The 22,223-nt window shown below is 72.7% G+C and carries 24 protein-coding genes; 13 read left to right on the plus strand and 11 right to left on the minus strand.

Going from position 1 to position 22,223, the window contains the following annotated elements:
• Positions 1 to 14: 14 nt before the first annotated feature.
• From ABH941_RS02425 to ABH941_RS02435, 3 genes are all read left to right on the plus strand, one after another.
• A complete protein-coding gene (locus ABH941_RS02425; RefSeq protein WP_370126843.1) occupies positions 15 to 521 on the plus strand; it encodes a DUF742 domain-containing protein in 507 nt (168 codons plus the stop codon).
• Positions 522 to 561: 40 nt separating this feature from the next.
• On the plus strand, positions 562 to 1,155 hold the full coding sequence (locus ABH941_RS02430; RefSeq protein ID WP_243876015.1) for an ATP/GTP-binding protein: 594 nt from the start codon (positions 562 to 564) through the stop codon (positions 1,153 to 1,155).
• Positions 1,156 to 1,239: 84 nt separating this feature from the next.
• Positions 1,240 to 1,530 (plus strand): YiaA/YiaB family inner membrane protein, encoded by a 291-nt coding sequence (locus tag ABH941_RS02435; protein ID WP_370126844.1) that lies wholly within the window; start codon positions 1,240 to 1,242, stop codon positions 1,528 to 1,530.
• A gap of 22 nt (positions 1,531 to 1,552) precedes the next feature.
• On the opposite strand, the gene ABH941_RS02440 is transcribed toward ABH941_RS02435, so the two are convergent.
• The 3 genes from ABH941_RS02440 to ABH941_RS02450 form a co-directional block, all read right to left on the minus strand.
• Positions 1,553 to 2,551, minus strand: coding sequence for a YbhN family protein (locus ABH941_RS02440; protein ID WP_370126845.1), 999 nt, complete (start codon positions 2,549 to 2,551; stop codon positions 1,553 to 1,555).
• A gap of 77 nt (positions 2,552 to 2,628) precedes the next feature.
• Positions 2,629 to 3,402, minus strand: coding sequence for a lysophospholipid acyltransferase family protein (locus ABH941_RS02445; protein ID WP_370126846.1), 774 nt, complete (start codon positions 3,400 to 3,402; stop codon positions 2,629 to 2,631).
• Between the two features lie 150 nt (positions 3,403 to 3,552).
• Entirely contained in the window at positions 3,553 to 4,026 is a 474-nt protein-coding gene (locus ABH941_RS02450; RefSeq protein ID WP_370126847.1) for a DUF4395 domain-containing protein, read from the minus strand.
• 202 nt (positions 4,027 to 4,228) lie between these two features.
• On the opposite strand from ABH941_RS02450, the gene ABH941_RS02455 reads away from it, so the two are divergent.
• The 6 genes from ABH941_RS02455 (at position 4,229) to ABH941_RS02480 (ending at position 10,326) form a co-directional block, all read left to right on the plus strand.
• Positions 4,229 to 4,645, plus strand: a complete 417-nt coding sequence (locus tag ABH941_RS02455) for a TlpA family protein disulfide reductase (RefSeq protein ID WP_370126848.1) — start codon at positions 4,229 to 4,231, stop codon at positions 4,643 to 4,645.
• A gap of 257 nt (positions 4,646 to 4,902) precedes the next feature.
• A complete protein-coding gene (locus tag ABH941_RS02460; protein ID WP_370126849.1) occupies positions 4,903 to 5,688 on the plus strand; it encodes an electron transfer flavoprotein subunit beta in 786 nt (261 codons plus the stop codon).
• Between the two features lie 53 nt (positions 5,689 to 5,741).
• Positions 5,742 to 6,713: an electron transfer flavoprotein subunit alpha/FixB family protein gene (locus ABH941_RS02465; RefSeq protein WP_370126850.1), complete on the plus strand. Its 972-nt coding sequence runs from the start codon at positions 5,742 to 5,744 to the stop codon at positions 6,711 to 6,713.
• A gap of 114 nt (positions 6,714 to 6,827) precedes the next feature.
• Positions 6,828 to 8,231, plus strand: coding sequence for an acyl-CoA synthetase (locus ABH941_RS02470; RefSeq protein WP_370126851.1), 1,404 nt, complete (start codon positions 6,828 to 6,830; stop codon positions 8,229 to 8,231).
• A gap of 53 nt (positions 8,232 to 8,284) precedes the next feature.
• Positions 8,285 to 9,229, plus strand: coding sequence for an ROK family protein (locus ABH941_RS02475; protein WP_370126852.1), 945 nt, complete (start codon positions 8,285 to 8,287; stop codon positions 9,227 to 9,229).
• Between the two features lie 74 nt (positions 9,230 to 9,303).
• Positions 9,304 to 10,326, plus strand: coding sequence for an NUDIX domain-containing protein (locus ABH941_RS02480; RefSeq protein ID WP_370126853.1), 1,023 nt, complete (start codon positions 9,304 to 9,306; stop codon positions 10,324 to 10,326).
• Here the strand turns inward: ABH941_RS02480 and ABH941_RS02485 are convergent.
• The 3 genes from ABH941_RS02485 to ABH941_RS02495 all read right to left on the minus strand — a co-directional run bounded on the left by ABH941_RS02485 (position 10,290) and on the right by ABH941_RS02495 (position 12,090).
• On the minus strand, positions 10,290 to 10,916 hold the full coding sequence (locus tag ABH941_RS02485) for a hypothetical protein (protein ID WP_370126854.1): 627 nt from the start codon (positions 10,914 to 10,916) through the stop codon (positions 10,290 to 10,292). The genes ABH941_RS02480 and ABH941_RS02485 overlap by 37 nt on opposite strands.
• Positions 10,913 to 11,497 (minus strand): RNA polymerase sigma factor, encoded by a 585-nt coding sequence (locus ABH941_RS02490; RefSeq protein WP_370126855.1) that lies wholly within the window; start codon positions 11,495 to 11,497, stop codon positions 10,913 to 10,915. The genes ABH941_RS02485 and ABH941_RS02490 overlap by 4 nt, the downstream gene beginning before the upstream one ends.
• 71 nt (positions 11,498 to 11,568) lie before the next feature.
• Positions 11,569 to 12,090, minus strand: coding sequence for a DUF1990 family protein (locus tag ABH941_RS02495; RefSeq protein ID WP_370126856.1), 522 nt, complete (start codon positions 12,088 to 12,090; stop codon positions 11,569 to 11,571).
• Positions 12,091 to 12,406: 316 nt separating this feature from the next.
• On the opposite strand from ABH941_RS02495, the gene ABH941_RS02500 reads away from it, so the two are divergent.
• The 4 genes from ABH941_RS02500 (at position 12,407) to ABH941_RS02515 (ending at position 16,475) form a co-directional block, all read left to right on the plus strand.
• Positions 12,407 to 13,252, plus strand: coding sequence for a DUF4184 family protein (locus ABH941_RS02500; protein WP_370126857.1), 846 nt, complete (start codon positions 12,407 to 12,409; stop codon positions 13,250 to 13,252).
• A gap of 11 nt (positions 13,253 to 13,263) precedes the next feature.
• Positions 13,264 to 14,523 (plus strand): geranylgeranyl reductase family protein, encoded by a 1,260-nt coding sequence (locus ABH941_RS02505; protein ID WP_370126858.1) that lies wholly within the window; start codon positions 13,264 to 13,266, stop codon positions 14,521 to 14,523.
• A 93-nt stretch (positions 14,524 to 14,616) separates the two neighbouring features.
• Positions 14,617 to 15,813: a sensor histidine kinase gene (locus ABH941_RS02510; protein ID WP_370126859.1), complete on the plus strand. Its 1,197-nt coding sequence runs from the start codon at positions 14,617 to 14,619 to the stop codon at positions 15,811 to 15,813.
• On the plus strand, positions 15,810 to 16,475 hold the full coding sequence (locus ABH941_RS02515) for a response regulator (protein WP_370126860.1): 666 nt from the start codon (positions 15,810 to 15,812) through the stop codon (positions 16,473 to 16,475). The genes ABH941_RS02510 and ABH941_RS02515 overlap by 4 nt, the downstream gene beginning before the upstream one ends.
• A gap of 152 nt (positions 16,476 to 16,627) precedes the next feature.
• Here ABH941_RS02515 and ABH941_RS02520 read toward each other — a convergent pair whose 3' ends face one another.
• Genes ABH941_RS02520 through ABH941_RS02540 form a run of 5 tightly spaced genes read right to left on the minus strand, consistent with a single transcriptional unit; the run spans position 16,628 to position 22,196 of the window.
• Positions 16,628 to 17,539, minus strand: coding sequence for an ABC transporter permease (locus tag ABH941_RS02520; protein ID WP_370126861.1), 912 nt, complete (start codon positions 17,537 to 17,539; stop codon positions 16,628 to 16,630).
• A gap of 1 nt (position 17,540) precedes the next feature.
• Positions 17,541 to 18,587, minus strand: a complete 1,047-nt coding sequence (locus tag ABH941_RS02525) for a hypothetical protein (protein ID WP_370126862.1) — start codon at positions 18,585 to 18,587, stop codon at positions 17,541 to 17,543.
• Complete coding sequence (locus ABH941_RS02530) at positions 18,584 to 19,606, minus strand: N-acetylneuraminate synthase family protein (RefSeq protein ID WP_370126863.1); 1,023 nt, start codon at positions 19,604 to 19,606, stop codon at positions 18,584 to 18,586. The genes ABH941_RS02525 and ABH941_RS02530 overlap by 4 nt, the downstream gene beginning before the upstream one ends.
• Positions 19,603 to 20,889 (minus strand): cytidylyltransferase domain-containing protein, encoded by a 1,287-nt coding sequence (locus ABH941_RS02535; RefSeq protein WP_370126864.1) that lies wholly within the window; start codon positions 20,887 to 20,889, stop codon positions 19,603 to 19,605. Before ABH941_RS02535 ends, ABH941_RS02530 begins: the two co-directional genes overlap by 4 nt.
• Positions 20,886 to 22,196, minus strand: coding sequence for a DUF6716 putative glycosyltransferase (locus tag ABH941_RS02540; RefSeq protein WP_370126865.1), 1,311 nt, complete (start codon positions 22,194 to 22,196; stop codon positions 20,886 to 20,888). The genes ABH941_RS02535 and ABH941_RS02540 overlap by 4 nt, the downstream gene beginning before the upstream one ends.
• Positions 22,197 to 22,223: the final 27 nt, after the last annotated feature.

A 22,223-nucleotide genomic window follows, 5' to 3' on the forward strand; every position in this document is an offset into this window, starting at 1 on the left:
AACGGTACCTGGACATGGACGACTATCCGCTCCCCCCACAGGGCTGGGATCCGCCGCAGGGGTGGGACCCGGCTCCCGGCTGGGAGCCGCTGCACGGGTGGGAGCAGCAGGAGCCGGTCGAGCACGGCGACGACAGCCGCTGGTACGACGACGACGCCGGGCCGGTGGTGCGCCCCTATGCCCTCACCCGGGGGCGGACCAGGACCGCGGGTGAGCCGTTCGACCTGATCGCGCTGATCACCGCGGACCCGACCCACCCCGCCCACGCCGGGACGGGCCCCTACGGCGCGGTCCCCGGGCTCACCCCCGAGCCCGCCGCCGCCCTGGAGCTGTGCCGCCGCCGGACCCAGTCCGTCGCCGAGATCGCCGCCGAGTTCGACCTGCCCGTTGGAGTCGTCCGGGTCTTCCTCGGCGACCTGCTGGACGCGGGACTGATCCGCGTCAGCCGTCCGGTTTCCCCCGCCCTGCTCCCCGACGAGCGCATCCTGCGAGAAGTGATCAATGGCCTCCGTGCACTCTGACCAGACACCCGACGACCAGAAGCCCAGCGACAAGGTCCCGGTGCGGCGCGCCCCCGGAACCGTCGACGGCGGCGAACCGCCGCTCGCCCTGAAGATCCTGGTGGCGGGCGGTTTCGGGGTGGGCAAGACCACGCTGGTCGGCTCGGTCAGCGAGATCCGCCCGCTGCGCACCGAGGAACGCCTCACCGAGGCGGGCCGCAGCGTGGACGACACCGGGGGAGTGGAGCAGAAGACCACCACCACGGTGGCGATGGACTTCGGCCGGATCACCATCCGCGAGGGCCTGTCGCTCTACCTCTTCGGCACCCCCGGGCAGGACCGGTTCTGGTTCCTCTGGGACGAGCTGGCGCTCGGTGCGCTCGGCGCCGTGGTGCTCGCCGACACCCGCCGGCTGGAGGACTGCTTCCCCTCGGTGGACTACTTCGAGCGCCGGGCCATCCCGTTCGTGGTCGCCGTCAACTGCTTCCAGGGCTCGCGGCAGCACGCCAGGGAGAAGGTGGCCCGGGCGCTGGACCTGGACCCGGGGACCCCGGTGCTGCTGTGCGACGCCCGGGAGCGGGAGTCCGGGAAACGGGTGCTGGTCGAGCTGGTGGAGCACGCCAGCCGGCTGCACACGGCCCGGCTGCTGGCCTGACCGGATATCAGATCCCGGACCGGGAAGCAGATCTGAGTATCCGTACTCATGCCCGGCACGGAGCGCGGCGGGGACGATGGCGGCATGACTGCTCCCGTCAGACGCAGCACCACCGCCGCCTACTACGCGCAGGCGGTCATCTCGTTCGGCGTCTCGGTCCTCGCGATGGGGATCGGGATCGCCTACCTGTCGGCCGGCGCCTGGATCCGTGCGTTCCTGGCCCTCGGCCTGCTCTATGTCGTCACCTCGGCCTTCACCCTGGCCAAGGTGATCCGGGACCGGCTGGACGAGGACCAGGTCGTCTCCCGGGTCGACCGGGCCCGCCTCGACAAGCTCCTCGCCGAACACGATCCGTTCCGGGTCGACACGCCCTGACGAGCAACCGTCGAGCTCCGGCTCAGAGCCCCTCGTGCCGCTGCAGCCAGACGAAGGCCAGCCAGCCGGGGAGCACCGGCAGCCAGAGCGTCAGCAGCCGGTAGAGCAGCACGGCCACCAGGGCGTTGTCGTAGGAGAGCCCGGCGGTCTGCGCCACTGCCCCCGCGAGCACGACTTCCACTCCGCCGATCCCGCCCGGCGTGGGGACGGCCGAGCCCAGGGCGCCGCCGACCAGGGTGGCCAGGGCGACGGCGGCGAAGTCGGCACGGTGGCCGAGCGCGACGATGCAGCAGTAGAGGCAGCCGGATGCGGCGAGCGACACCAGCAGCTGGCCGCCGACGCCGACGGCCAGCTTCCCCGGCTGGTGCAGCAGATCGCGCAGCCGGGGCAGCACGCCGCTGAGCAGCGGTGCGGTCCGGGCGAGCAGCCAGTGCCGCAGCCGGGGCACGGCGAGCGCGACCAGGACGACCAGGGCCGCGGCGCCCAGCACACCGAGGACGACGTCGACCAGCAGCGGGGACACCTGCGTCGAAGCCTGGTAGTGCACGCTGGTCAGATATCCGAAGACCGCGGTGAGCAGCAGGTGCAGCGCCAGGCCCACGGCCTGGGAGACGCCGATGCTGGACACGGCCTGCCCCGATGAGATCCCGATCCGCTGCAGGAAGCGGGTGCTGATGGCCAGTCCGCCCAGGCCGCTGGGCGTGACCACATTGGCGAACCCCCCGGCGACCTGGAGCAGGAAGGCCCGCCACGGATCGAGCCGCTCGGGGACGAAGCCGACATAGCTCATGGTGGCGGCGACCAGACCGCCGACGGCGCAGAGCAGCGCGAGCGCGAACCACTCGGGCTCGGCCCGGACCAGTGCGGCCAGCGGGTTGTTGTTGGGGCTGGTGAGCTGGAGCACCAGCAGATAGCCGGCCCCGGCCCCGCCGAACAGTGCGAGCAGCGCCCGGAACCGCCGCCGGGGCCGCCGCGGTTCGGCGGATTCCGGCGTGTCCTGCTGCTGCACTGCTTCCGTCATGCGAACAGTCCCCCGTGCCTCGACCGCGTCTACCAGCTACCCGTCCGAGGCCCGTCCCCAACCGTTCTGCGGCGTTCTCAGGCCAGGCGGGCGGCGCGGCGGGCGGCCTTCTCCGCGGTCTCCTTCTCGTCCTCGGCCTCGGCGACCTCCAGGGTCGGGGCGCTGCCGCCGAGGTGGGCCGGCAGCCACCAGGTGTCCTCGGGGCCGCTGGGGGCGTCCGGGTAGGTGGTCTGGGCGCGGTCCAGCAGCTCGGTCATGGCGGCGCGCAGCCGCCGGGTCACCATCACCGGCTTGTCGTCGGGGGTGAGCACGATCGGCTCGCCGATGATGATGGTGATCGGGGTGTGACGGCGGGTCAGCGTCTTGGGGCGGCCCTTGGTCCACAGCCGCTGGGTGCCCCAGACGGCGACGGGCAGCAGCGGCACACCCGCGTCGGCGGCCATCCGGGCCGCGCCGGTCTTGAACTTCTTCAGCACGAAGGAGCGGCTGATCGTCGCCTCCGGGAAGACGCCGACGACCTCGCCGGACTTCAGCGCCTGCACCGCGGCCTCGTAGGCGGGCTGGCCGTCGAAGCGGTCCACCGCGATGTGCTTCATCCCGCGCATCAGCGGGCCGGAGATCCGGTGCCGGAAGACGTCGTCCTTGGCCATGAAGCGGGTCTTGCGCTTGCCGGCCTTCAGCGCGCCCCATCCGGCGAAGATGAAGTCGAGGTAGCTGACGTGGTTGCTGACCAGAACGGCCCCGCCGGTCCGCGGCACGTTCTCCGCCCCGATGATGTCGATCTTGAGGTCGAGCGCCCGGAAAAGCGTGAGCGCCGCCCCGATGATCGGCGGGTACACGAGATCAGCCACGGTTTGTCCTACTTCCCAAGGGCTGGCGCCCGGTCCGACGGTATGTCGATGTATCGTCCCCCGCCCGACTGCACCGTGTCACTCCGGGGAGCACCAGCACTTGAGGAGACGGCGGTCACATCGCCGTCTCCAACCCTACGTTCTGCGACTCTATTGTTCAGTACCGCTCCCACCTGCGGTGACGGTCCGAAGTCGGTCCTGGCCGCGACGCAGCAGCAGGTAGCCCTCGCAGCCGAGGCAGTAGCCGAAGGCGGCGTTGAGGAAGGCCGCGGCCAGCGCGCAGCCGGTGGCCGCCAGCCCCAGCCAGGTCGCGCCGGAGAGGTAGCCGACCGTTCCGACCAGGGCGAACACCAGTCCGACGCCCTGTGCGAAGCGCGGCGGGGCGGCGTCCTCCAGCTCGGTCGGGGGGCCGAGCCGGGGGCGGACGAAGGTCCGGAAAAGCCATCCGTACGGCGAGCGGCCGAGCCCGGCCAGGGCGCCGAGGGCGAACACGACCGCCTGCGCGGCCAGCAGCCAGCCGCTGCCGGTGATCAGGACGACGGCGAGGACCACGGTGGTGAGCGAGGCGGCGAAGCGGGGGCCGCGTGGATCGATGCGGGCAGGGGTGGGCGCGGGACTGGGCATGGCGGACTCCAGGGGGATGTGCGAGGACGGGAACAGGCCGGGGCGGGCGGTCGCGAAGGGTCAGCGACAGCGCGATGCGGCGGCCCGGCACAGGTCGATGACCAGGCGCCGGGTGAGGCCTGCGGCCTCGTTCCGTCCGTTGGGGTCCATGCTTCGAGATGCTACGCGCACTTCGGGGTGGTGAGCAGGCATGCTTGGAGGCATGACAGGACTGGTGGTGTGCTTGGCGGTGCTGGCGCTCTCGGGCGCCTTCGGGCTGCTGCGCATGCGTGGGCGGGGAAGGCTGCGGATGCGCGGGCGGGACGGCGGGGTGCGGCTGGACGCCGTGGAGCTGGGCGCGGAGCTCGGTGAGCGGGCGACGCTGGTGCAGTTCTCCTCGGCCTTCTGTCAGCCGTGCCGGGCGACCAAGCGGGTGCTGGGCGAGGTCGCCGGGATGGTCGACGGCGTGGCACACATCGAGATCGACGCCGAGTCCCGGCTGGAGCTGGTGCGGCAACTGGGCATCCTGAGCACCCCGACAGTGCTGGTGCTGGACGCGGACGGCGCACTGGTACGGCGTGCGGTCGGCCAGCCGCGCCGGGCGGACGTGATCGCCGCCCTGGGCGAGGCCGTCGCCTGACTGTCCGGGCCTGCCGGGCCCGTGGTCAATAGGTGCAACGTCACAGTGACTCCGCGTTGCGGTGCGGCTCCTGATGCTCTTGCGTGGGGGAGTATGGGGCGACGGCGGTGCACCACTGGTTTGGGAGCATGCCGGAGCGGCAAAGGGACCCGAGTCAGGGCGTAAGCTACTGGCGGGTAGCAAGAACGCGGCTACCTGTGCTCCACAATATTTCCCTGCGAGACCGACGTGACCAGTACCAGTACAGGAGACAGGCCGTGAGCTTGAGGATCGTTGTCTGTGTGAAGTACGTGCCCGATGCGACCGGTGACCGTCGCTTCGCGGATGACAACACGACCGACCGGGATTCGGTGGACGGGCTCCTCTCGGAGCTGGACGAGTACGGCGTCGAGCAGGCGCTGAAGATCGCGGAGGCCTCCGGCGACGCCGAGGTCACCGTGCTCACCGTCGGCCCGGACGACGCCAAGGACGCGCTGCGCAAGGCGCTGTCCATGGGCGCCGACAAGGCCGTCCATGTCAACGACGACGACATCCACGGCACCGACGCCATCGGCACCTCGGCGATCCTCGCCAAGGCGATCGAGAAGACCGGCTACGACCTCGTGGTCTGCGGCATGGCCTCGACCGACGGCACCATGGGCGTCATCCCCGCGCTGCTCTCCGAGCGCCTGGGCGTCCCGCAGGTCACCCTGCTCTCCGAGGTCAGCGTCGAGGGCGGCACCGTCAAGGGCCGCCGCGACGGCGACGCCGCCACCGAGCTGCTGGAGGCATCCCTCCCGGCCGTGGTCTCCGTCACCGACCAGTCCGGCGAGGCGCGCTACCCCTCCTTCAAGGGCATCATGGCCGCCAAGAAGAAGCCGGTGCAGTCCTACGACCTGGACGACCTGGGCATCGAGGCGGACGAGGTCGGCCTGGCCGGCGCCTGGACCGCGGTCGACAGCGCCACCGCGCGTCCGGCCCGCACCGCCGGAACGATCGTCAAGGACGAGGGTGAGGGCGGCAAGCAGCTCGCCGAGTTCCTCGCCTCGCAGAAGTTCATCTGAGCCCGGCGCTCACCACATCCTTCACGTCTGAATTTCCTCTGGAGAGCTGAGCAATGGGTGAAGTCCTCGTCCTCGTCGACCACGTGGACGGTGCCGTCCGCAAGCCGACCCTCGAACTGCTGACGCTGGCCCGCCGTATCGGCGAGCCCTCGGCCGTTCTCCTCGGCGCCGGTTCCGCCGCCGCCGACATCGCCGCCAAGCTCGGCGAGTACGGCGCCGCGAAGGTGTACAGCGCCGACGCCGCCGAGTTCAACGACTACCTGGTCGTCCCCAAGGTGGACGCGCTGGAGCAGATCGCCAAGGCTGTCGGCGAGCCCGCCGCCGTGCTGGTCACCTCCTCCGGTGAGGGCAAGGAGATCGCCGCCCGCCTCGCGCTGCGCCTCGGTTCCGGTGTGATCACCGACGCCGTGGACGTCAACGCCGGCGACAGCGGCCCGGTCGCCACCCAGTCGGCGTTCGCCGCCTCCTTCACCACCACCTCGCGGGTCTCCCGCGGGGTGCCGGTGATCACCGTCAAGCCCAACGCGACCAGCCCCGAGGCCGCGGCGGCCGCGGGCGCGGTCGAGGCCGTGACCGTCGCCTTCGGCGCGGGCGCGACCGGCACCAAGGTCACCTCGCGCACGGCGCGGGTCTCCACCGGCCGCCCCGAGCTGACCGAGGCCGCGATCGTGGTCTCCGGCGGCCGCGGGGTCGGCGCGGCCGAGGGCTTCGGCGTGGTCGAGGAGCTGGCCGACTCGCTCGGCGCGGCGGTGGGGGCGAGCCGGGCGGCCGTCGACGCCGGGTGGTACCCGCACAGCAACCAGGTCGGGCAGACCGGCAAGCAGGTGTCGCCGCAGCTGTACATTGCCAACGGGATCTCCGGCGCGATCCAGCACCGCGCCGGGATGCAGACCTCCAAGACCATCGTCGCCGTCAACAAGGACGCCGAGGCGCCCATCTTTGAGCTGGCGGACTACGGCGTGGTCGGTGACCTGTTCAATGTGGTGCCGCAGCTGACCGCGGAGATCAAGTCCCGCAAGGGCTAGGCTTTTCGTCTTTAGGTCTTTAGGGGCGCGGGGAACTGCGCTGCCAACCATCTACGCAGGTAGTGGGCTGGTCGCGCAGTTCCCCGCGCCCCTATGTGTTGCATGGTTCGGGAGGTGGGCGAAGTGCTGCTTGAGGCTCTTGGCGGACGGTTCGGGGACAGCGCGGATGCGCTGGTCATCGACGGGGTGGCGCTCTCGCGGGAGCAACTGCTCGGTGCCGCAGGCGCTGTCGCGTCGCGGATCTCGGGCGCGCCCGCGCTCGCGGTGCTGGCGCGGCCCGGGGTCGAGACCGTGGTCGCCACTGTCGGGGGGCTCCTGGCCGGAGTGCCCGTCGTGCCGGTGCCGCCGGATGCCGGGCCCAAGGAGCGGGAGCACATCCTGCGTGACTCCGGGGCGCCGCTGCTCGCCGTGGCCGCTGCCGACCGCGACACGGAGGCTTACGGGGCGCGGGTGCTGACGGTGGATCCGGGCGAGCGCGGCGACGCTCCGGAGGAGCCGGCGGGCGGTGCGGCCTTCGTTCTCTACACCTCCGGCACCACCGGGGCGCCCAAGGGCGTCGTCATCGGCCGGAGCGCCGTCGCCGCCGGGCTGGACGCCCTGGCCGAGGCCTGGGCCTGGACCCCCGAGGACACCCTGGTTCACGGGCTTCCGCTGTTCCACGTCCACGGCCTGATCCTGGGCGTGCTCGGCCCGCTGCGCACCGGGGGCCGCCTGGTCCACACCGGCCGTCCCACCCCGCAGGCGTACGCCGAGGCCGGGGGCTCGCTGTACTTCGGGGTGCCCACGGTGTGGTCGCGGGTGGCCGCCGACGAGGCGAGTGCCAAGGCGCTGGCCGGGGCGCGGCTGCTGGTGTCGGGCAGCGCGCCGCTCCCGGTGACCGTGTTCGAGCGGCTGCGGGCGCTCAGCGGCCACGCCCCGGTCGAGCGCTACGGCATGACCGAGACGCTGATCACGCTGAGCACCCGGGCCGACGGCGAGCGCCGTCCCGGCAGCGTCGGCGTGCCGGTGACCGGGGTGCGTACCCGGCTGGTCGGCGAGGACGGCGGACCGGTGCCGCAGGACGGCGAGACGCTGGGCGAGCTGCAGGTCAGCGGACCCATGCTGAGCGACGGCTACCTCGGCCGGCCCGACGCGGACGCGGAGTCGCGCACCGCCGACGGCTGGTTCCGCACCGGCGACGTCGCGGTGATCGGGCCGGACGGCTTCCACCGGATCGTCGGCCGCGCCTCGGTGGACCTGATCAAGAGCGGTGGCTTCCGGATCGGCGCCGGCGAGGTCGAGGCGGCGCTGCGGGACCACCCCGCCGTCGCCGACGCGGCCGTCGTCGGCGTGCCCGATCCCGACCTGGGGCAGGTCGTCGTCGCCTATGTGATCCCGGCCGGGCCGGTGACGGGCGAGCAGCTGACCGCCTTCGTCGCCGAGCGGCTCTCGGTCCACAAGCGGCCGCGCCGGGTGGTGCTGGTGGACGACCTGCCTCGGAACGCGATGGGCAAGGTCGTCAAGGCGAAGCTGGGCTGACCCGGCTGGGCTGAACTGGACAAACGCCGTCGCGTCCGCAGAGACTTCCCGGCATGGACGAGATGGTGGCAGCCGTCGACATCGGCGGAACGAAGATCGCAGGCGCTCTGGTGGACCGCGGCGGGCGGATGCTCGCCCAGTGCCAGCGGCCGACCCCCGCCAAGGAGGACGCGGCGCGGGTGCTGGCCGCGGTCACCGAGGTGCTCGACGAGCTTGCCGCCGCCCCCGAGTGGTCCGCCGTACGCTGCGTCGGCATCGGCAGCGCCGGGCCGGTGGACGCGCCCAAGGGCGCGGTCAGCCCGGTCAACATCCCGGCCTGGCGCGGGTTTCCGCTGGTGGACGCGGTGCGCGAGCACCTCGCCGGCGACCTTCCGGTGGTGCTCACCGGGGACGGCCCGGCGATGACCGCGGCCGAGCACTGGCAGGGCGCCGCCCGGGGCTTCCGCAACGCGCTGTGCATGGTGGTGTCCACCGGCGTCGGCGGCGGCCTGGTCCTGGACGGCTCGCTCTACCCCGGCCCGACCGGCAACGCCGGACACATCGGCCACATCAGCGTCGACCTGGACGGCGACCCGTGCCCCTGCGGTTCGCGCGGCTGCGTGGAGATCATCGCCTCGGGCACGTCCATCGCCCGGCGCGCGTTGCGGGACGGCTGGCTGCCGCGCGGTGACGACGCGTCAGCCGGGGCCGTCGCAGCCTCCGCCGCCGAGGGCGACCCGATCGCGCTCGCCGCCTTCGCCCGCGCCGCGCAGGCCCTGGCGGCCGGGATCGCCGCCACCGCGACCCTGGTCGAGCTGGACGTGGTGGTCATCGGCGGCGGGGTCGCCAAATCCGGCGAGACCTTGTTCGCGCCACTGCGCGAAGCCCTGCACGACTATGCGACGCTGCCCTTCGTCCGGCATCTGGAGCTGCGCCCGGCCGAGTTGGGCACGGACGCGGGCCTGGTGGGCGCCGCCGCCGCGGCGGCCCAGGAACTGGGGCTGGACGGCTGGCTCTGACGGGTCCCGCACCCTCGACGGCGGCCCGTGGGCTCTGCGTACGATGCTCCGAGCAGTCCACGAACGGGGGCAGAGTGATCGTCTGGGTCAACGGCACTTTTGGCGCGGGGAAGACCAGTACGGCGCGGGAGCTGCAGGAACTCCTCCCCGACAGCACGGTGTTCGATCCGGAGACGGTGGCTGTGTATCTGCGCCGGGTGCTGGGCGAGGAGCCCTTCGCCTCGGTCTCCGACTTCCAGGACCTCCCCGCCTGGCGCAGCCTCGTCCCCGATGTCGCGGCCGCGCTGCTGGCCCAGCAGCCGGGGGCGCTGATCGTGCCGATGACCCTGCTGCGGCAGGACTATCGCGACGAGATCTTCGGCGCGCTGGCCGCGCGGCGTATCCCGGTGCACCATCTGCTGCTCCAAGCTGAGGAAACGATCCTGCGGAAGCGGATCGAAGGTGACGAGGTCGAACGGCAGTCCCGGCAGTGGCGGCTGGACCACATCGAGGACTACCGGCAGGCCAGGGCCTGGCTGGAGCAGGACGCCGCGACCGTGGACACCACGGAGCTGACGCCACGTCAGGCGGCCGAGCGGATCCAGGAGCTGGTGCGGTCGGGCGCCGCCCGCTGCCGGATCGTCGAGCAGGTGGCCGGCAGCCGCGACACCGTGGCAGCGGCGGTGCTGTTCTTCGACGACCGGGGCCGGGTGCTGCTGGTCGACCCGGTCTACAAGCCCGGCTGGGAGTTCCCCGGCGGCGTGGTCGAGGAGGGCGAGTCGCCCCGGGACGCCGCGGTCCGCGAGGTCGCCGAGGAGCTGGGACTCGCCGTCCCGGCGACACGGCTGCGGCTGCTGCTCACCGACTGGGAGCCGCACCGGGGGCCGCGCTCGGGCGGCCTGCGGCTGGTCTTCGACGGCGGGACGCTCAGCGCGGAGCAGCGCGAGCAGCTCGCCCTCCCCGAGGACGAGCTGCGCGGCTGGCGGTTCATGGACCGGGAGGAATGGACGGCGCTGCTCCCGGAGAACAAGCGCGACCGCCTGGACGCAGCCCTGCGCTGTCGCCGGGAGTGCAGGGTCGGCTATTTGGAGGCGGGGGAGCCAACCGCGGCGGGTTGAGTGAGTGGATGGGGCGCGGTCGCCGGGCCGACTTTCGCGGACACCGTCCAGGGGATGCAGTGCGGGACCTGCCGTACCGTCTCCAGCCTGACGGCCACGCCGGCAGGCTTGTCGGCCGGGCCCACTTCATAGACGGAGATCAGCAGGGTCTGGTCGGGGGGGATGGCGCTCGGTCGGATGATTGTCAGCGGACTGGTGCGGTCGACGCGGTCGACGATCACGTTCTGCATGGCGGCAGTGTTCACGGGGTCCTTCTCCTTGCAGCCCCTGGTGGCCTCCAGCGCCACTGCGTGAATGCCCAGCCTGCGCAGCTCCGCCTGCAGCCCGGAGATGCCGCTGGGGCTGAACAGCCGGATGGCGACCGTCCCGTCGGCGCGCTGGGTGACCGCGAAGGCGGGGTCGGCGCCGCCGCCTGTGGTCAGCGGGACGGCCACCGCCACGGCGACGGCGGCTGCGGCCGTTCCCGCCGCTAGCAGCACCCGGCGGGGCGGGCGGGCCCGGCGGGCGGGGGCGGGCGCCGCAGGCAGTAGCGCCGCGCGCTCCCGGAGTTCGGTGTCCAGGCTCTGCTGAAAGTGCGTCAGGGTGTTCACGGTGCGGCCTCCAGGACATGGTGGTCGGGGGAGAACATGGGGAGGGTCGCGGCCTCGTGCCGCAACAGCCGTCGGGCCCGGTGCAGGCGGACCCGGACGGCGGTGGGGCTGATGCCGAGGGCCTGCGCGGCCTCGCCCGGGGTGAGGCCGTCGACGGCGACCAGATCGAGGACGGCACGCAGCGGTTCGGACAGGGCGGCATGGGCGGCGAGCAGTTGCCGGGCCGCCCGGGAGGCGTCGATCCGCTCCTCCAGTGCGGCGATGTCCTGGTCGTCCAGCAGCCGTCGGCCGTTGATCCTGGCCACCGCCCGCGACTCACGGGCGTTGCCGCGGAAGTGCGCGGCGAGGACATTGCGGGCTATGCCGTAGAGCCAGGCGACCGGCGCGCCGCGGCGCGGGTCGTAGCCGGCGACGTGTTCGAGCGCGGTGACGAAGATGTCGGCGGTGAGGTCGGCCGCCAGGTGCGGGTCGTCGGTGCGCCTGGTGACGAAGCCCAGCACGGTGTCGAAGTGGGCCGCGTAGAAGGCGGAGAAGCCGACGGGGTCGCGCAGGGGTGGTGCCTGGGACGGATCCGGGGGCACAAGCAACTCCTCGGAGCGGTAGGGGCTGACGGAGTGTCTACACCCCTACTTGGCTCCCCGGCCCGACCGCGTTACTTCCGTTCCGCCTGCCCGGCGATCCGGCGCAGCACCTGGCCGAGGCGGCGGGCGTAGAGGTGCTGGAACATCGGTACCAGGGGGCCGGCCGCGCGGGTGTACCAGGCGGCCGGGCGGCTGAAGGCGGTGACGGTGAACCAGACCGCGCCGTCGTCGGCGAGTTCGACCAGGAAGGACTCCTCGCCGCGCTCCGGGTGGCCGTCCAGGGTGCCGTAGCCGAAGCCGATCCGGGTGGGCTCCTCCAGCGTCCACACCACCTCGCAGGGGGCGGCGAGCCCCACCCGGCCGACGCCGAGCAGCACCCTGACCCGGACGCCGGGCGCGGCCCGGTCGGCTGTGGCACCGATGCCCACCCCTGCGGCGCGGTGCAGCCGCCAGCTCAGCACGGCCTCGCCGGCGGCGGCGAAGGCCTCGGGTCCGGTGCCCAGCGGGGTGCGGTGCCCCAGCAGGGCGTAGCCGTCGGGCAGGGGCGGGCCCTCCAGGGTCGCTCCGACCTCGGGATAGGTGAAGTCGCTCATCGGGCCTGGGCCTCCGCTTCAGTCCTCGCACGCGGGCAACAGCAGCCGCAGCAGCCGGTCGAGCTCTGCGGCGTCGGCCGGTTCCAGCGTAGCCAGTGCTGCTGTCTGGATCGCCAGTCCTGTACCCACTGCCTCGTCGATCAGGCGCAGTCCGGGGACGGTCAGGGAGATGCGGAGGCCTCTGCGGTCGGTGGGATCCGGGTTGCGGCGGACCAGGCCGGCGGCGGAGGTTCGGGGTGGCCGGGACGCTGCTGGGAGCCCTGGCCGCTCCCCGTGCCATTGTGACGAAAGGGTCCGGGCCCGGCAGGATGGCCCCGTGCCCTTCACCTTCAGCCATCCCGCAGCCGTCCTGCCCCTCATCGGCCAAGGCCGCGGTCGCGGGCCGCTGATCGCCTCGGCCCTGGTCGCCGGATCGCTCGCACCGGACGTCCCCTTCTTCCTGGAGACCGTGCTGCCCGGCAGCTACGGCCTGGGCGATGTCGCCCACCGCCCGTGGGCCGTGCCCACCCTGAACGTCGCCATCGCCGCCGGGCTGGTCGCCGGCTGGCACGGGCTGCTGCGCGAACCGATGGTCGCGCTGCTGCCCGACCCCTGGGCCGACCGCGCCGACGCGCTCACCGCCCCCCGGCGCAAGCGCGGACCCGGCTCCACTGACGCGGCGGACGCCGCCTGGTTCGCCGCGTCGGCGGCCCTGGGCGCATTCAGCCATGTCGGCTGGGACGCCTTCACCCACCACGGACGGGCCGGGGTGCGGCTGGTCCCGGCGCTGCGCCGGGAGATCGGCGGCATGCCGGTCTACCACGCGCTCCAGTGGGGCACCTCCGCCGCCGGGCTGGGCCTGATCGCCGCGTCCGGGTCCGCCGCACTGCGGCGGCAGCAGCTGCCGCAGCCGCGCAGGATCGCCCTGCGACCCGGCGTCAGAAGGTGCGCGGTCGCCGCCGTCGCGGCGAGCGCGGTCCTCGGCGCGGTGCACCGGACCGCCAGGGAGCGGCCGAAGTCCGGAGGCCGGCTCTCCCCGGCCCACCTGGTCGCCGCCGCCTCCTTCGGCGGCGGCGCCGGAGCGGCCGTCGGGGCCGCCGCCGTGGCACTGGCCGTCCGGCTGACGACCCGTCCGGAGCAGGCACGGCTGGCTGGTGCGGGCCACCGCGACGATGCCCTCTAATATGAGGAAGTGTGACGCAGACGCAGCGCCCCAGCGGCGACCAGGGCATGGGTGAGCAAGGCAGCGGCGAACAGGACGCCGGAGAACTCGGCGGAGTGTGGGACGTCGTGGTCGTCGGCGCGGGTCCGGCCGGCGCCTCCGCCGCCTACGAGGCCGCGTCGTCCACCGACGGGAACGGCCGTTCGCCGCGGGTGCTGCTGCTCGACAAGGCCGCCCCGCCCCGCTACAAGACCTGCGGCGGCGGCATCATCGGCCCCTCCCGCGACGCGCTGCCGCCCGGCTTCGTGCTGCCGCTCAAGGACCGCGTCCATGCCATCACCTTTGCTCTGGACGGCCGCTACCAGCGCACCCGCCGCTCCAAGCGGATGCTGTTCGGGCTGGTCAACCGGGACGAGTTCGACCAGCGGCTGGTGCAGTGCGCGGAGAAGGCCGGCGCGGTGCTCGCCACCGGAGTGACCGTCACCGGGGTGCGGCAGAACGACGACGCGAGCGTCGTGCTCACCCTGCAGGACGGCCGCGCGGTGCGGGCCCTGGCCGTCGTCGGCGCCGACGGCAGCGCCGGACGGATCGGCGCCCACGTCGGTGTCAGCTTCGACCAGGTCGACCTGGGCCTGGAGGCCGAGATCCCGGTCCCGCCCGAGGTCGCCGCGGTCTGGCGCGGCCGGGTGCTGCTCGACTGGGGCGGCGCCGTCCCCGGCTCGTACGGCTGGGTCTTCCCCAAGGGCGACAGCCTCACCGTCGGCGTCATCGCCGCCCGGGGGCAGGGCGCGGAGACCCGCGCCTACCTCAAGGAGTTCATCGCCCGGCTGGGCCTGTCCGGCTTCACCCCGTCCATCGAGTCGGGCCACCTCACCCGCTGCCGTTCCGAGGGCTCGCCGCTGGCCAAGGGGCGGATCCTGGTCGCCGGTGACGCCGCCGGACTGCTGGAGCCGTGGACCCGCGAGGGCATCTCCTACGCGCTGCGCTCCGGACGGCTGGCCGGACAGTGGGCCGCGAAGCTGGCCGCCGCCCCGGACGCCGTGGACGTACGCCGGCAGGCCCTCAACTACGCCTTCGCCATCAAGGCGGACCTGGGTGAGGAGATGCGCATCGGCCGCAAGCTGATGACCGCGTTCGAGAGCCGCCCCCGGGCCTTCCACTTCGCCGCGCTGGGGCTGCGCCCGGCCTGGCGGGCCTTCGCCCGGGTCACCCAGGGCCACACCACCTTCGCCGGCCTGGCCCGCTCGCACGGCCTGGGCCGCCCGACGATCGACCTGCTCACCCGCTCCTGAGGCCAGGAGAGTGCCGCGTACTTCCCGGGGAGTAGCGCCGCTGTCCGCCCGGGGGTGACGCCGCCGGGCCCGGTGATGACCTACGGTGACGGCATGGACCGTCCCCGAGCCCGTGGAGAGAGCAGCAGGTGGAGCGCCGAAGGGCGCCGCCGGCCCTCCCGCGCCGTGCTGTTCAGCAGCGCCGGGCTGGCCCTGATCCAGGTGGCCGGCACCCGCGCGGCCCAGAACGGTCAGTCGGAGGCGCACCGGCTGGACCACCTCGGCTATGCGCTGCTGCTGCTCGGACCGCTGATCCTGCTGCTGCGCAACCGCATGCCGGTCGTCGCCTGTGCCGGCACCGCCGCCGTCGCGGTGGTCTACCTGCTGATCGGCTACCCGTACGGGCCGATCTTCCTCAGCGTCGTGGTCGGCTTCGTCAACGCGATCCTCGCCGGGCACCGCAGGGCCGCCTGGATCTCCATCGCCGGGCTCTACCTCGCCCATCTGACGCTGTCACTGGCGACCGGGAAGCTGCGGTGGGACCACGGCAGCAACTGGGCCCGGGAACTGGGCACCATCGCCTGGCTGCTGCTGGTGGTGCTGGCCGCCGAGGTGATCCGGAGCCGGGTCGACCAGCGCGAGCAGCGGCGCCAGGTCCGGGCCGAGCGCGAGCAGCGGATCGCGGACGAGCAGCGCCTCGCCATCGCCCGCGAGCTGCACGACGTGCTGGCGCACAGCATCTCACTGATCAACATCCAGGCCGGGGTGGCGCTGGAACTGCTGGACGGCGACCCCGAGCAGGCCAGGACCGCGCTCACCACGATCAAGCAGACCAGCAAGGAGGCCCTGGGCGAGGTCCGCCAGGTCCTCGGCACCCTGCGCGCCCCGGGCCGGGCCGACGCCGCACCACGCACCCCGGCGCCCGGCCTGAACCGGCTCGACGAGCTGGTCGCGCAGGCCCGTACTGCGGGACTGGACGTCGCCCTGAACACCACCGGCACCCCCAGGACGCTGCCGCAGGGAGTCGAGCTCGCCGCCTTCCGCATCGTCCAGGAGGCGCTGACCAACGTCATCCGCCATTCCTCGGCCCGCACCGCGACGGTAGGACTCGCCTTCGCCGACGAGGTGCTGACCGTCGACATCGAGGACCCCGGACCGCTCTCCACCACCGGCGGCCCCCGGGCCGGAGGGTCCGGCAGCGGGCTGACCGGGATGCGGGAGCGGGTCGCCGCGCTGGGCGGCAGTGTCAGCGCCGCCGCGTCGGGAACAGGCTTCCGCGTCCACGCCGAGCTGCCGTTGGAGATGCCATGATCCGTGTTCTGCTCGCCGACGACCAAGTGCTGGTCCGGGCCGGTTTCCGCTCGCTGCTGGACGCCCAGCCCGACATCGAGGTGGTGGCCGAGGCCGACGACGGCCTCGCCGCGACCCGGCTGACCCGTGAACTACTGCCCGACGTGGTGCTGATGGACATCCGGATGCCCGGGCAGGACGGCCTGGCCGCGACCCGGATCATCTCCGGCGATCCGGCGCTGGCCCAGGTCAAGGTGGTCGTGCTGACCACCTTCGAGCTGGACGAGTACGTGTTCGAGGCGCTGCGCTCCGGTGCGGCCGGGTTCCTGGTCAAGGACACCGAGCCGGCCGAGCTGGTCCGCGCGGTGCGGGCGGTCCACGGCGGTGACGGACTGCTGTCGCCGGGGGTGACCCGCCGGCTGATCTCGGAGTTCGCGGCACGCTCCAAGGAGCCTGAGAAGTCCGCGCCACTCGCACGGCTGACGGAACGTGAGCGCGAGGTCGTCGCGCTGGTCGGCCTGGGCCTGTCCAACGACGAGATCGCCGGACGGCTGGTGGTCAGTCCGCTGACTGCCAAAACGCATGTCAGCCGGGCGATGGTGAAGCTCGGAGCGCGGGACCGGGCCCAACTGGTGGTGCTGGCCTATGAGTCGGGGTTGGTCCGTCCGGGGTGGCTGGGGTGACGGAACCATGGTGCGGACCGTAGCTGGCTGGTCGCGCAGTTCCCCGCGCCCCTATGTAGCTGCAACTGATCCACAGTGGGTAAGTTGCAGTCCCCTAGGGGCGCGGGGAACTGCGCGACCAGCCAGCTACGGTCCGCACCCGAAAACCGAACCTACCCCCGTCCATACCGATGCTCAGCCCGCCAGAAGAAGACCAACCCCGAACCCAGCGACAGCAGCGCCCAGAACAGCCCCGCAGACCACGCGTGCGGCGTGGTCTGCCCGTAGCCGTCCAGCAGCGCGTGCCTGCACAGCTCGATGTAGATCGCGCCGGGGTTGAACTCCAGCATCAGCCGGACCCAGTCCGGCGCATGCGCGGTCAGTTTGTTGAGGCTGTACATCACACCGCAGGTGTACATCCAGACCCGGAGCACCCAGGGGACCAGCTCGCGCACATCCCGCAGCACCGCGCCGATCCTGGCCATGACCAGTGCCGCTCCGATGTTGAACAGGGTCTGCAGGATCAGGGCCGGCAGGATCTGCAGCCATCGGAACGAGGGGATCTGACCCACGGCCACCAGGATCCAGACCACGATCCCCAGTGAGAAGCCCAGGATGATGAGCTGCTGCACCACCGTGGCCAGCGGCAGCAGCGCCCGCGGGAAGGACACCGCCCGGATCAGTGTCAGCCGGTCGGCCACCGACTTGCTGCCGACCGCGAAGGCCTCGCGGGTGAAGCTGAAGACGAACACGCCGATGGAGAGGAAGCCGATGTAGCTCTCGCCCGACCCGGCCTTGCGGTCCATCATCCAGCCGAACACGAAGTAGTAGACCCCGATGTGGAGCAGCGGCGTCAGCACGTTCCACACCGGCCCCAGCCGCGCCGAGGAGTAGACGCTGGCCACCCGGGCCCGGGCGTAGGCGAAGGTGAAACTGCGGTAGGCCATCAGGGAGGCCACGTACTCCCGGAACGGCGGTCGCCGCCCGGGAACGGTCAGCCCGTACCGGGCGGCGAGCTCGGCGGCGGTCGGCTCGGCGAGCTGTTCGGGGCGGGCCGGGCCCGCGTCGAGAGTCTGGCTGCTCATGTCAGTGCGGCCTCCTGACCGCTGCGGTGGGGCTGACTGCCGGTGCCCCGGCGCCGCCGGTGACCCGCCGGAGGAAGACCGAGGCGTGCGCGGGGGCGTCCGGGCGCAGCCAGCTGCGGATGGACTCGCAGGCGGTGATCTCGACCGGGTGGTCCCGCAGGATCCGGGGGAGGGTGTGCAGGACCGTGGACGGGAAGCTCAGCACTGTGCCGCCGATCGGCTCGGTCAGTACGGCGAGCTCCAGCGGCAGCTGCGGCTGGACGATCTCGACCTGCGCAGCCAGCTCCAGCTGCCGCAGTTTCTCCGGCGCCTCCCGGCGGTGCGCCAGATAGCGGGATACGCCTCGGCGGCGGGCCAGTTCGGCCACTCCCTCGACATAGCGCGCGGCGGTGACCAGGCCGGTCTCCACCAGTGAGCAGCCGGCCAGGTCCACCAGGGGGACCACGGTGGGAGGTCCGAACCGGCCGCGGGCCCAGCTGTACTGGTTGGTGCTCGCGACGGTGCCCGGGGGGAGCGCCAGCGGACCGCCCATCGCGGTGAAGAGTTCCAGCCGGTGCCCCTGGCGCGGAGTGAGTCGGCGGGTGGTCCGACCGGCCGCCCCGGAGGCAGGTCCGGTCCCGCTGCGGTGCCAGCGGACCAGCGGGCGCCCGGCCAGGAGCAGTTCGGACAGTTCCAGGGTCGCCGTCCCGTCGTCGACCAGGACCAGCTCCCCGGCCGGGGACAGCGGCAGCAGCAGCTGGACCAGCCGGGAGAAGGGGTCGCCGAGGATCAGCCGGCGGGCCCCGGCCAGCCGCGGCGCCAGCAGGGCGCAGCAGCCGGCCAGGGCGGCGGCACGGCCGCGCACCTCGTACGCGCTCACCCGCAGCCCGGCGGAGCGGGCCAGCGCCGACACGGCGGCGAGTTGACGCCGGGTCGGCTCGTCCTGGGGCAGCAGGACGGCGACCGACACCGGCCCCTCGTCCGCCCCGCGGCGGTCGCCGAGAGCCCACTCCAGCACGTTCAGCAGCTGGGCCGGGCTCTCCACCAGCGCGAGCGCGGGTGAGGTCACGAGGCGACTGCCGACTCGGTGCTCTGCGGGCCGGTGCTGCCCTCGCCGTTGCGCTGCTGGGGCAGGGTGCTGAGGTTGCCCGGCACCCGGCGCAGCTTGGCCATGGCGGCGCGCTCGGCGTCGTAGACCTTCTTGACCCCGTCGCCCAGGGCCGCCTCGACCACCCGGATGTCGCGCACCAGGCGCTCCAGGCCGCCGGGCTCCACCGAGGCGCTCTGGTCGGAGCCCCACATGGCGCGGTCCAGGGTGATGTGCCGCTCGACGAAGACGGCGCCCAGCGCCACTGCGGCGAGGGTGGTCTGCAGGCCGATCTCGTGGCCGGAGTAGCCGATCGGCACATTGGGGTACTCGCGGCGCAGGGTCTCCAGCATGCGCAGGTTGAGCTGGTCGGTGGGGGCCGGGTAGGTGCTGGTGGTGTGGCACATCAGGATGCGCTCGCTGCCCAGGACCTCGACCGCGTGCCGGATCTGACGGGGCGTCGACATCCCGGTGGAGATGATGACCGTCCGGCCGGTCTCGCGCAGCCGGCGCAGCAGGTCGTCGTCGGTGAGGCTGGCCGAGGCGACCTTGAACGCGGGCTGGTCGAACTGCTCCAGGAAGTCGACGCTGGGGACGTCCCACGGGGAGGCGAACCAGGCGATGCCGCGCTTCTTGCAGTGCGCGTCGATGGCGCGGTACTCGTCCTCGCCGAACTCCACCCGGTGGCGGTAGTCGATGTAGGTCATCCGGCCCCAGGGGGTGTCCCGCTCGATGTCCCACTGGTCGCGCGGGGTGCAGATCTCCGGGGTGCGCTTCTGGAACTTGACCGCGTCGCAGCCGGCGTCGGCGGCGGCGTCGATCAGTGCGAAGGCGTTGTCCAGCTCGCCGTTGTGGTTGATGCCGATCTCGCCGACCACGTAGACGGGCTGGCCGGGGCCGGCCAGTTTGTCGCCGAGGGGACGCAGCCGGGTGGTGTCCGCGAGCTTGGTCTGCGGTGTCTCGAAGGCTGCGGGCTTGGCGTCGGTGCGGTTGGTGATCATGGGTGGAGTAGTTCCTTTCCAAGGAGCCAGGAGGCTATTTCGCGCACGGCGCCATGGCCGCCGCGACGTTCCGTCACGGAGCGGGCGCGGTCGAGCACTTCCGGTTGTGCGTCGGCGACGGCGGTGGGCCAGCCGACAAGGCTGAAGCAGGACAGGTCGTTCACGTCGTTGCCCAGGTAGAGGACCCTTCTGAGGTCGATCGAATGGGTCTCGGCCCACAGGGCGAGGGCTTGGTCCTTCCGGGCGATGCCCTGCAGGACGGGGACATTGAGCTTGCGGGCCCGGGTCGACACCACCGGGTTGGCCTCGGTGGAGAGGATCAGCACGGTCAGCCCGGCGCGTACCAGCCGGGCCACGCCCAGACCGTCGCCGCGGTGCACGGCCACGGTCTCCCGGCCGTCGGCGTCGATCCAGACCCGGTCGTCGGTCTGGGTGCCGTCGAAGTCCAGCACCACGGCGTCGATGTCCTCCCGGCCGGGCAGCCGCACGGGGGCGGCCAACTCCTGTTCCTGGACGGTCGGGTCGGCGGCGGTCGCGGCGGTGAACAGCGGGGCCAGTGCCCGGGCCCGGGCCAGGTCGTCGGGTTCGTCGATCTCCAGCACCCGGGCGGGATCGGTGCGCACCAGCGCGACGCTGCCGAAGAAGCGGTGGCCGGCGGCCCGGAAGCCGTCGGTGCGCATCGCGTAGGCGGCTCCGGTCTCCAACAGGTCCTCCGGGCGGTCCTGCCGTCGGGGCCGGTGGGCCTGGTCGTGGTTCACGCCGTGACTGGACCGCCGCGAACCGGAGCCCGCGCCGTCGGTCCGCCAGAGGAAGCCGTGGAACGGCGCTGCCGTCAGGGCGGAGTCGGCCCCGTCGTCCAGCACGGCCGCGACCACGCCGTCGATCTCCTCCGGCGTCAGGAACGGGCTGGTGCACTGCACCAGCACCACCACCTCCGGGTCCGGGACCTCCGCGCGGGCCAGCTCGTCCAGGACGTGCAGCACCGCGCTCTCGCTGCTGGAGGTGTCGCCGGCGATGTCGGCCGGGCGCCGGACCACCTGGGCTCCGGCGGCCCCAACGGCGGTCATGATCCCGACGTCGTCCGTGGAGACCACGACCCGGGTGGTGCGGTGCGCCCGCAGCGAGGCCCGGACCGCGCGGACCACCAGCGGCTCGCCGCCGACCGGCGCGAGGTTCTTCCCCGGGACGCCCTTGGAGCCCCCGCGGGCGGGGATCACCACCAGGACGTCGGGCCGGACGTCGCGTCGGCCCTCGGGCTGCTTGTCGGGCTGATCAGGAGTCACAGCTGCCCCCAGCGGCGGATGACGGGCGCCACCCGCTGTGCGCCCAGCCGGTAGCAGCTGCGGGCGGAACGGCGGACGGTGCGGCGGACGATTCGGTTGAGCGCGCCGGCGCGCTGGTCCGGTGCGGGCGCCTCGACCAGCGGTGCGCCCTTGGGATCCAGGCCGTAGCGCCGCAGCAGGGCCGGCTGGTAACCGCTGGCCCGTGACTCGGAGTAGTAGGGGACGAGCGAGGGCATCTCCGGGAGGCCGCGGAGTTCGCTGATCCGTTCCCGCAGGGCCCGGTAGGGCTCGTCGGACAGCACGCCGTGCCGCCGCAGCCACCGCTGGTCGGGGACCGGGACGATCCCGGTGTCCAGCTCGTCCCAGGAGGCGAGGCAGCCGGAACCGATGAAGTAGTGGTTGCCCAGCGGCTCGCGGACGCCGAAGTCGGTGAGCACCGCGGTGGGGATGGAGCGGTGCAGGGACTCCAGCGCGGCTGTGGAGCTCACCGTGACCAACAGGTCGGTGCGGTCCAGCACCTCGCTCATGTGTCCGTACACCAGGTCGAGGTTGAACGGCGCCGGGATGGTGAGTTCATGCAGCAGCCGTTGGTAAGGAAAGTCTTCGACGTGGGTGGTCTGCTCACCGGGTAGGCTGCGCAGTTTCACCAGGACGTCGCGGTCCGGGTAGCGCCGGGCGTGCTGGGCGGCGCGTTCCAGCAGCTGCCGCCGGGCCGACCGGCTGCGCGGCGCCGAGGGCTGCGCGGCGAAGCACACCGTGAACCGGCGCTCCTCGGGGGCCGGTACGTACTGTGCACCGCCGAGGAACGGCAGGGCGGTCTCCACCACGCTGCCTGGATCGGCGCCGACGCCCGCCAGTACCTCCCGGAAGCGTTCGGCGTCCGCGGTGGTGTTGGCGAGCACGATGTCCGACCCGGCCCTGAGCAGCAGCCCGTCGGTGAGCTTCTCGTAGACGACACCGACGTAGCCGGTGATCACGACGGGCCGTCTGGGGAGTGCGGACCAGGCCCGCGCCGTCCCGTGCAGCAGCGCCTGCGCGCCCCCGCCGACCAGGGCGAGGATCAGGACGTCCGCCTCGCCGACCCGGGGGTCGGCGAGGAACTCGGCGATGGTCACCTCGCAGGACGAGTCGGGGACGACGCCGACCTCGGCGAGCTGCCGTTCGGTGGGCGTGGCACGGCCGTTCAGGAAGTAGGCGTCCAGCGTCGCCTCAGCGGCGATTCTGCGGGCCAGAGCGGCCCCCCACTTCCAACGGCTGTCCGAGTCGGCCAGTACGGCGACGCGCCGCGGCGGATTGATCATCGGCATGCCCATGAAGGTATGGATGCATTCTTT

The sequence above is a fragment of the Streptacidiphilus sp. EB103A genome (assembly GCF_041261405.1).
GTDB lineage: Bacteria > Actinomycetota > Actinomycetes > Streptomycetales > Streptomycetaceae > Streptacidiphilus.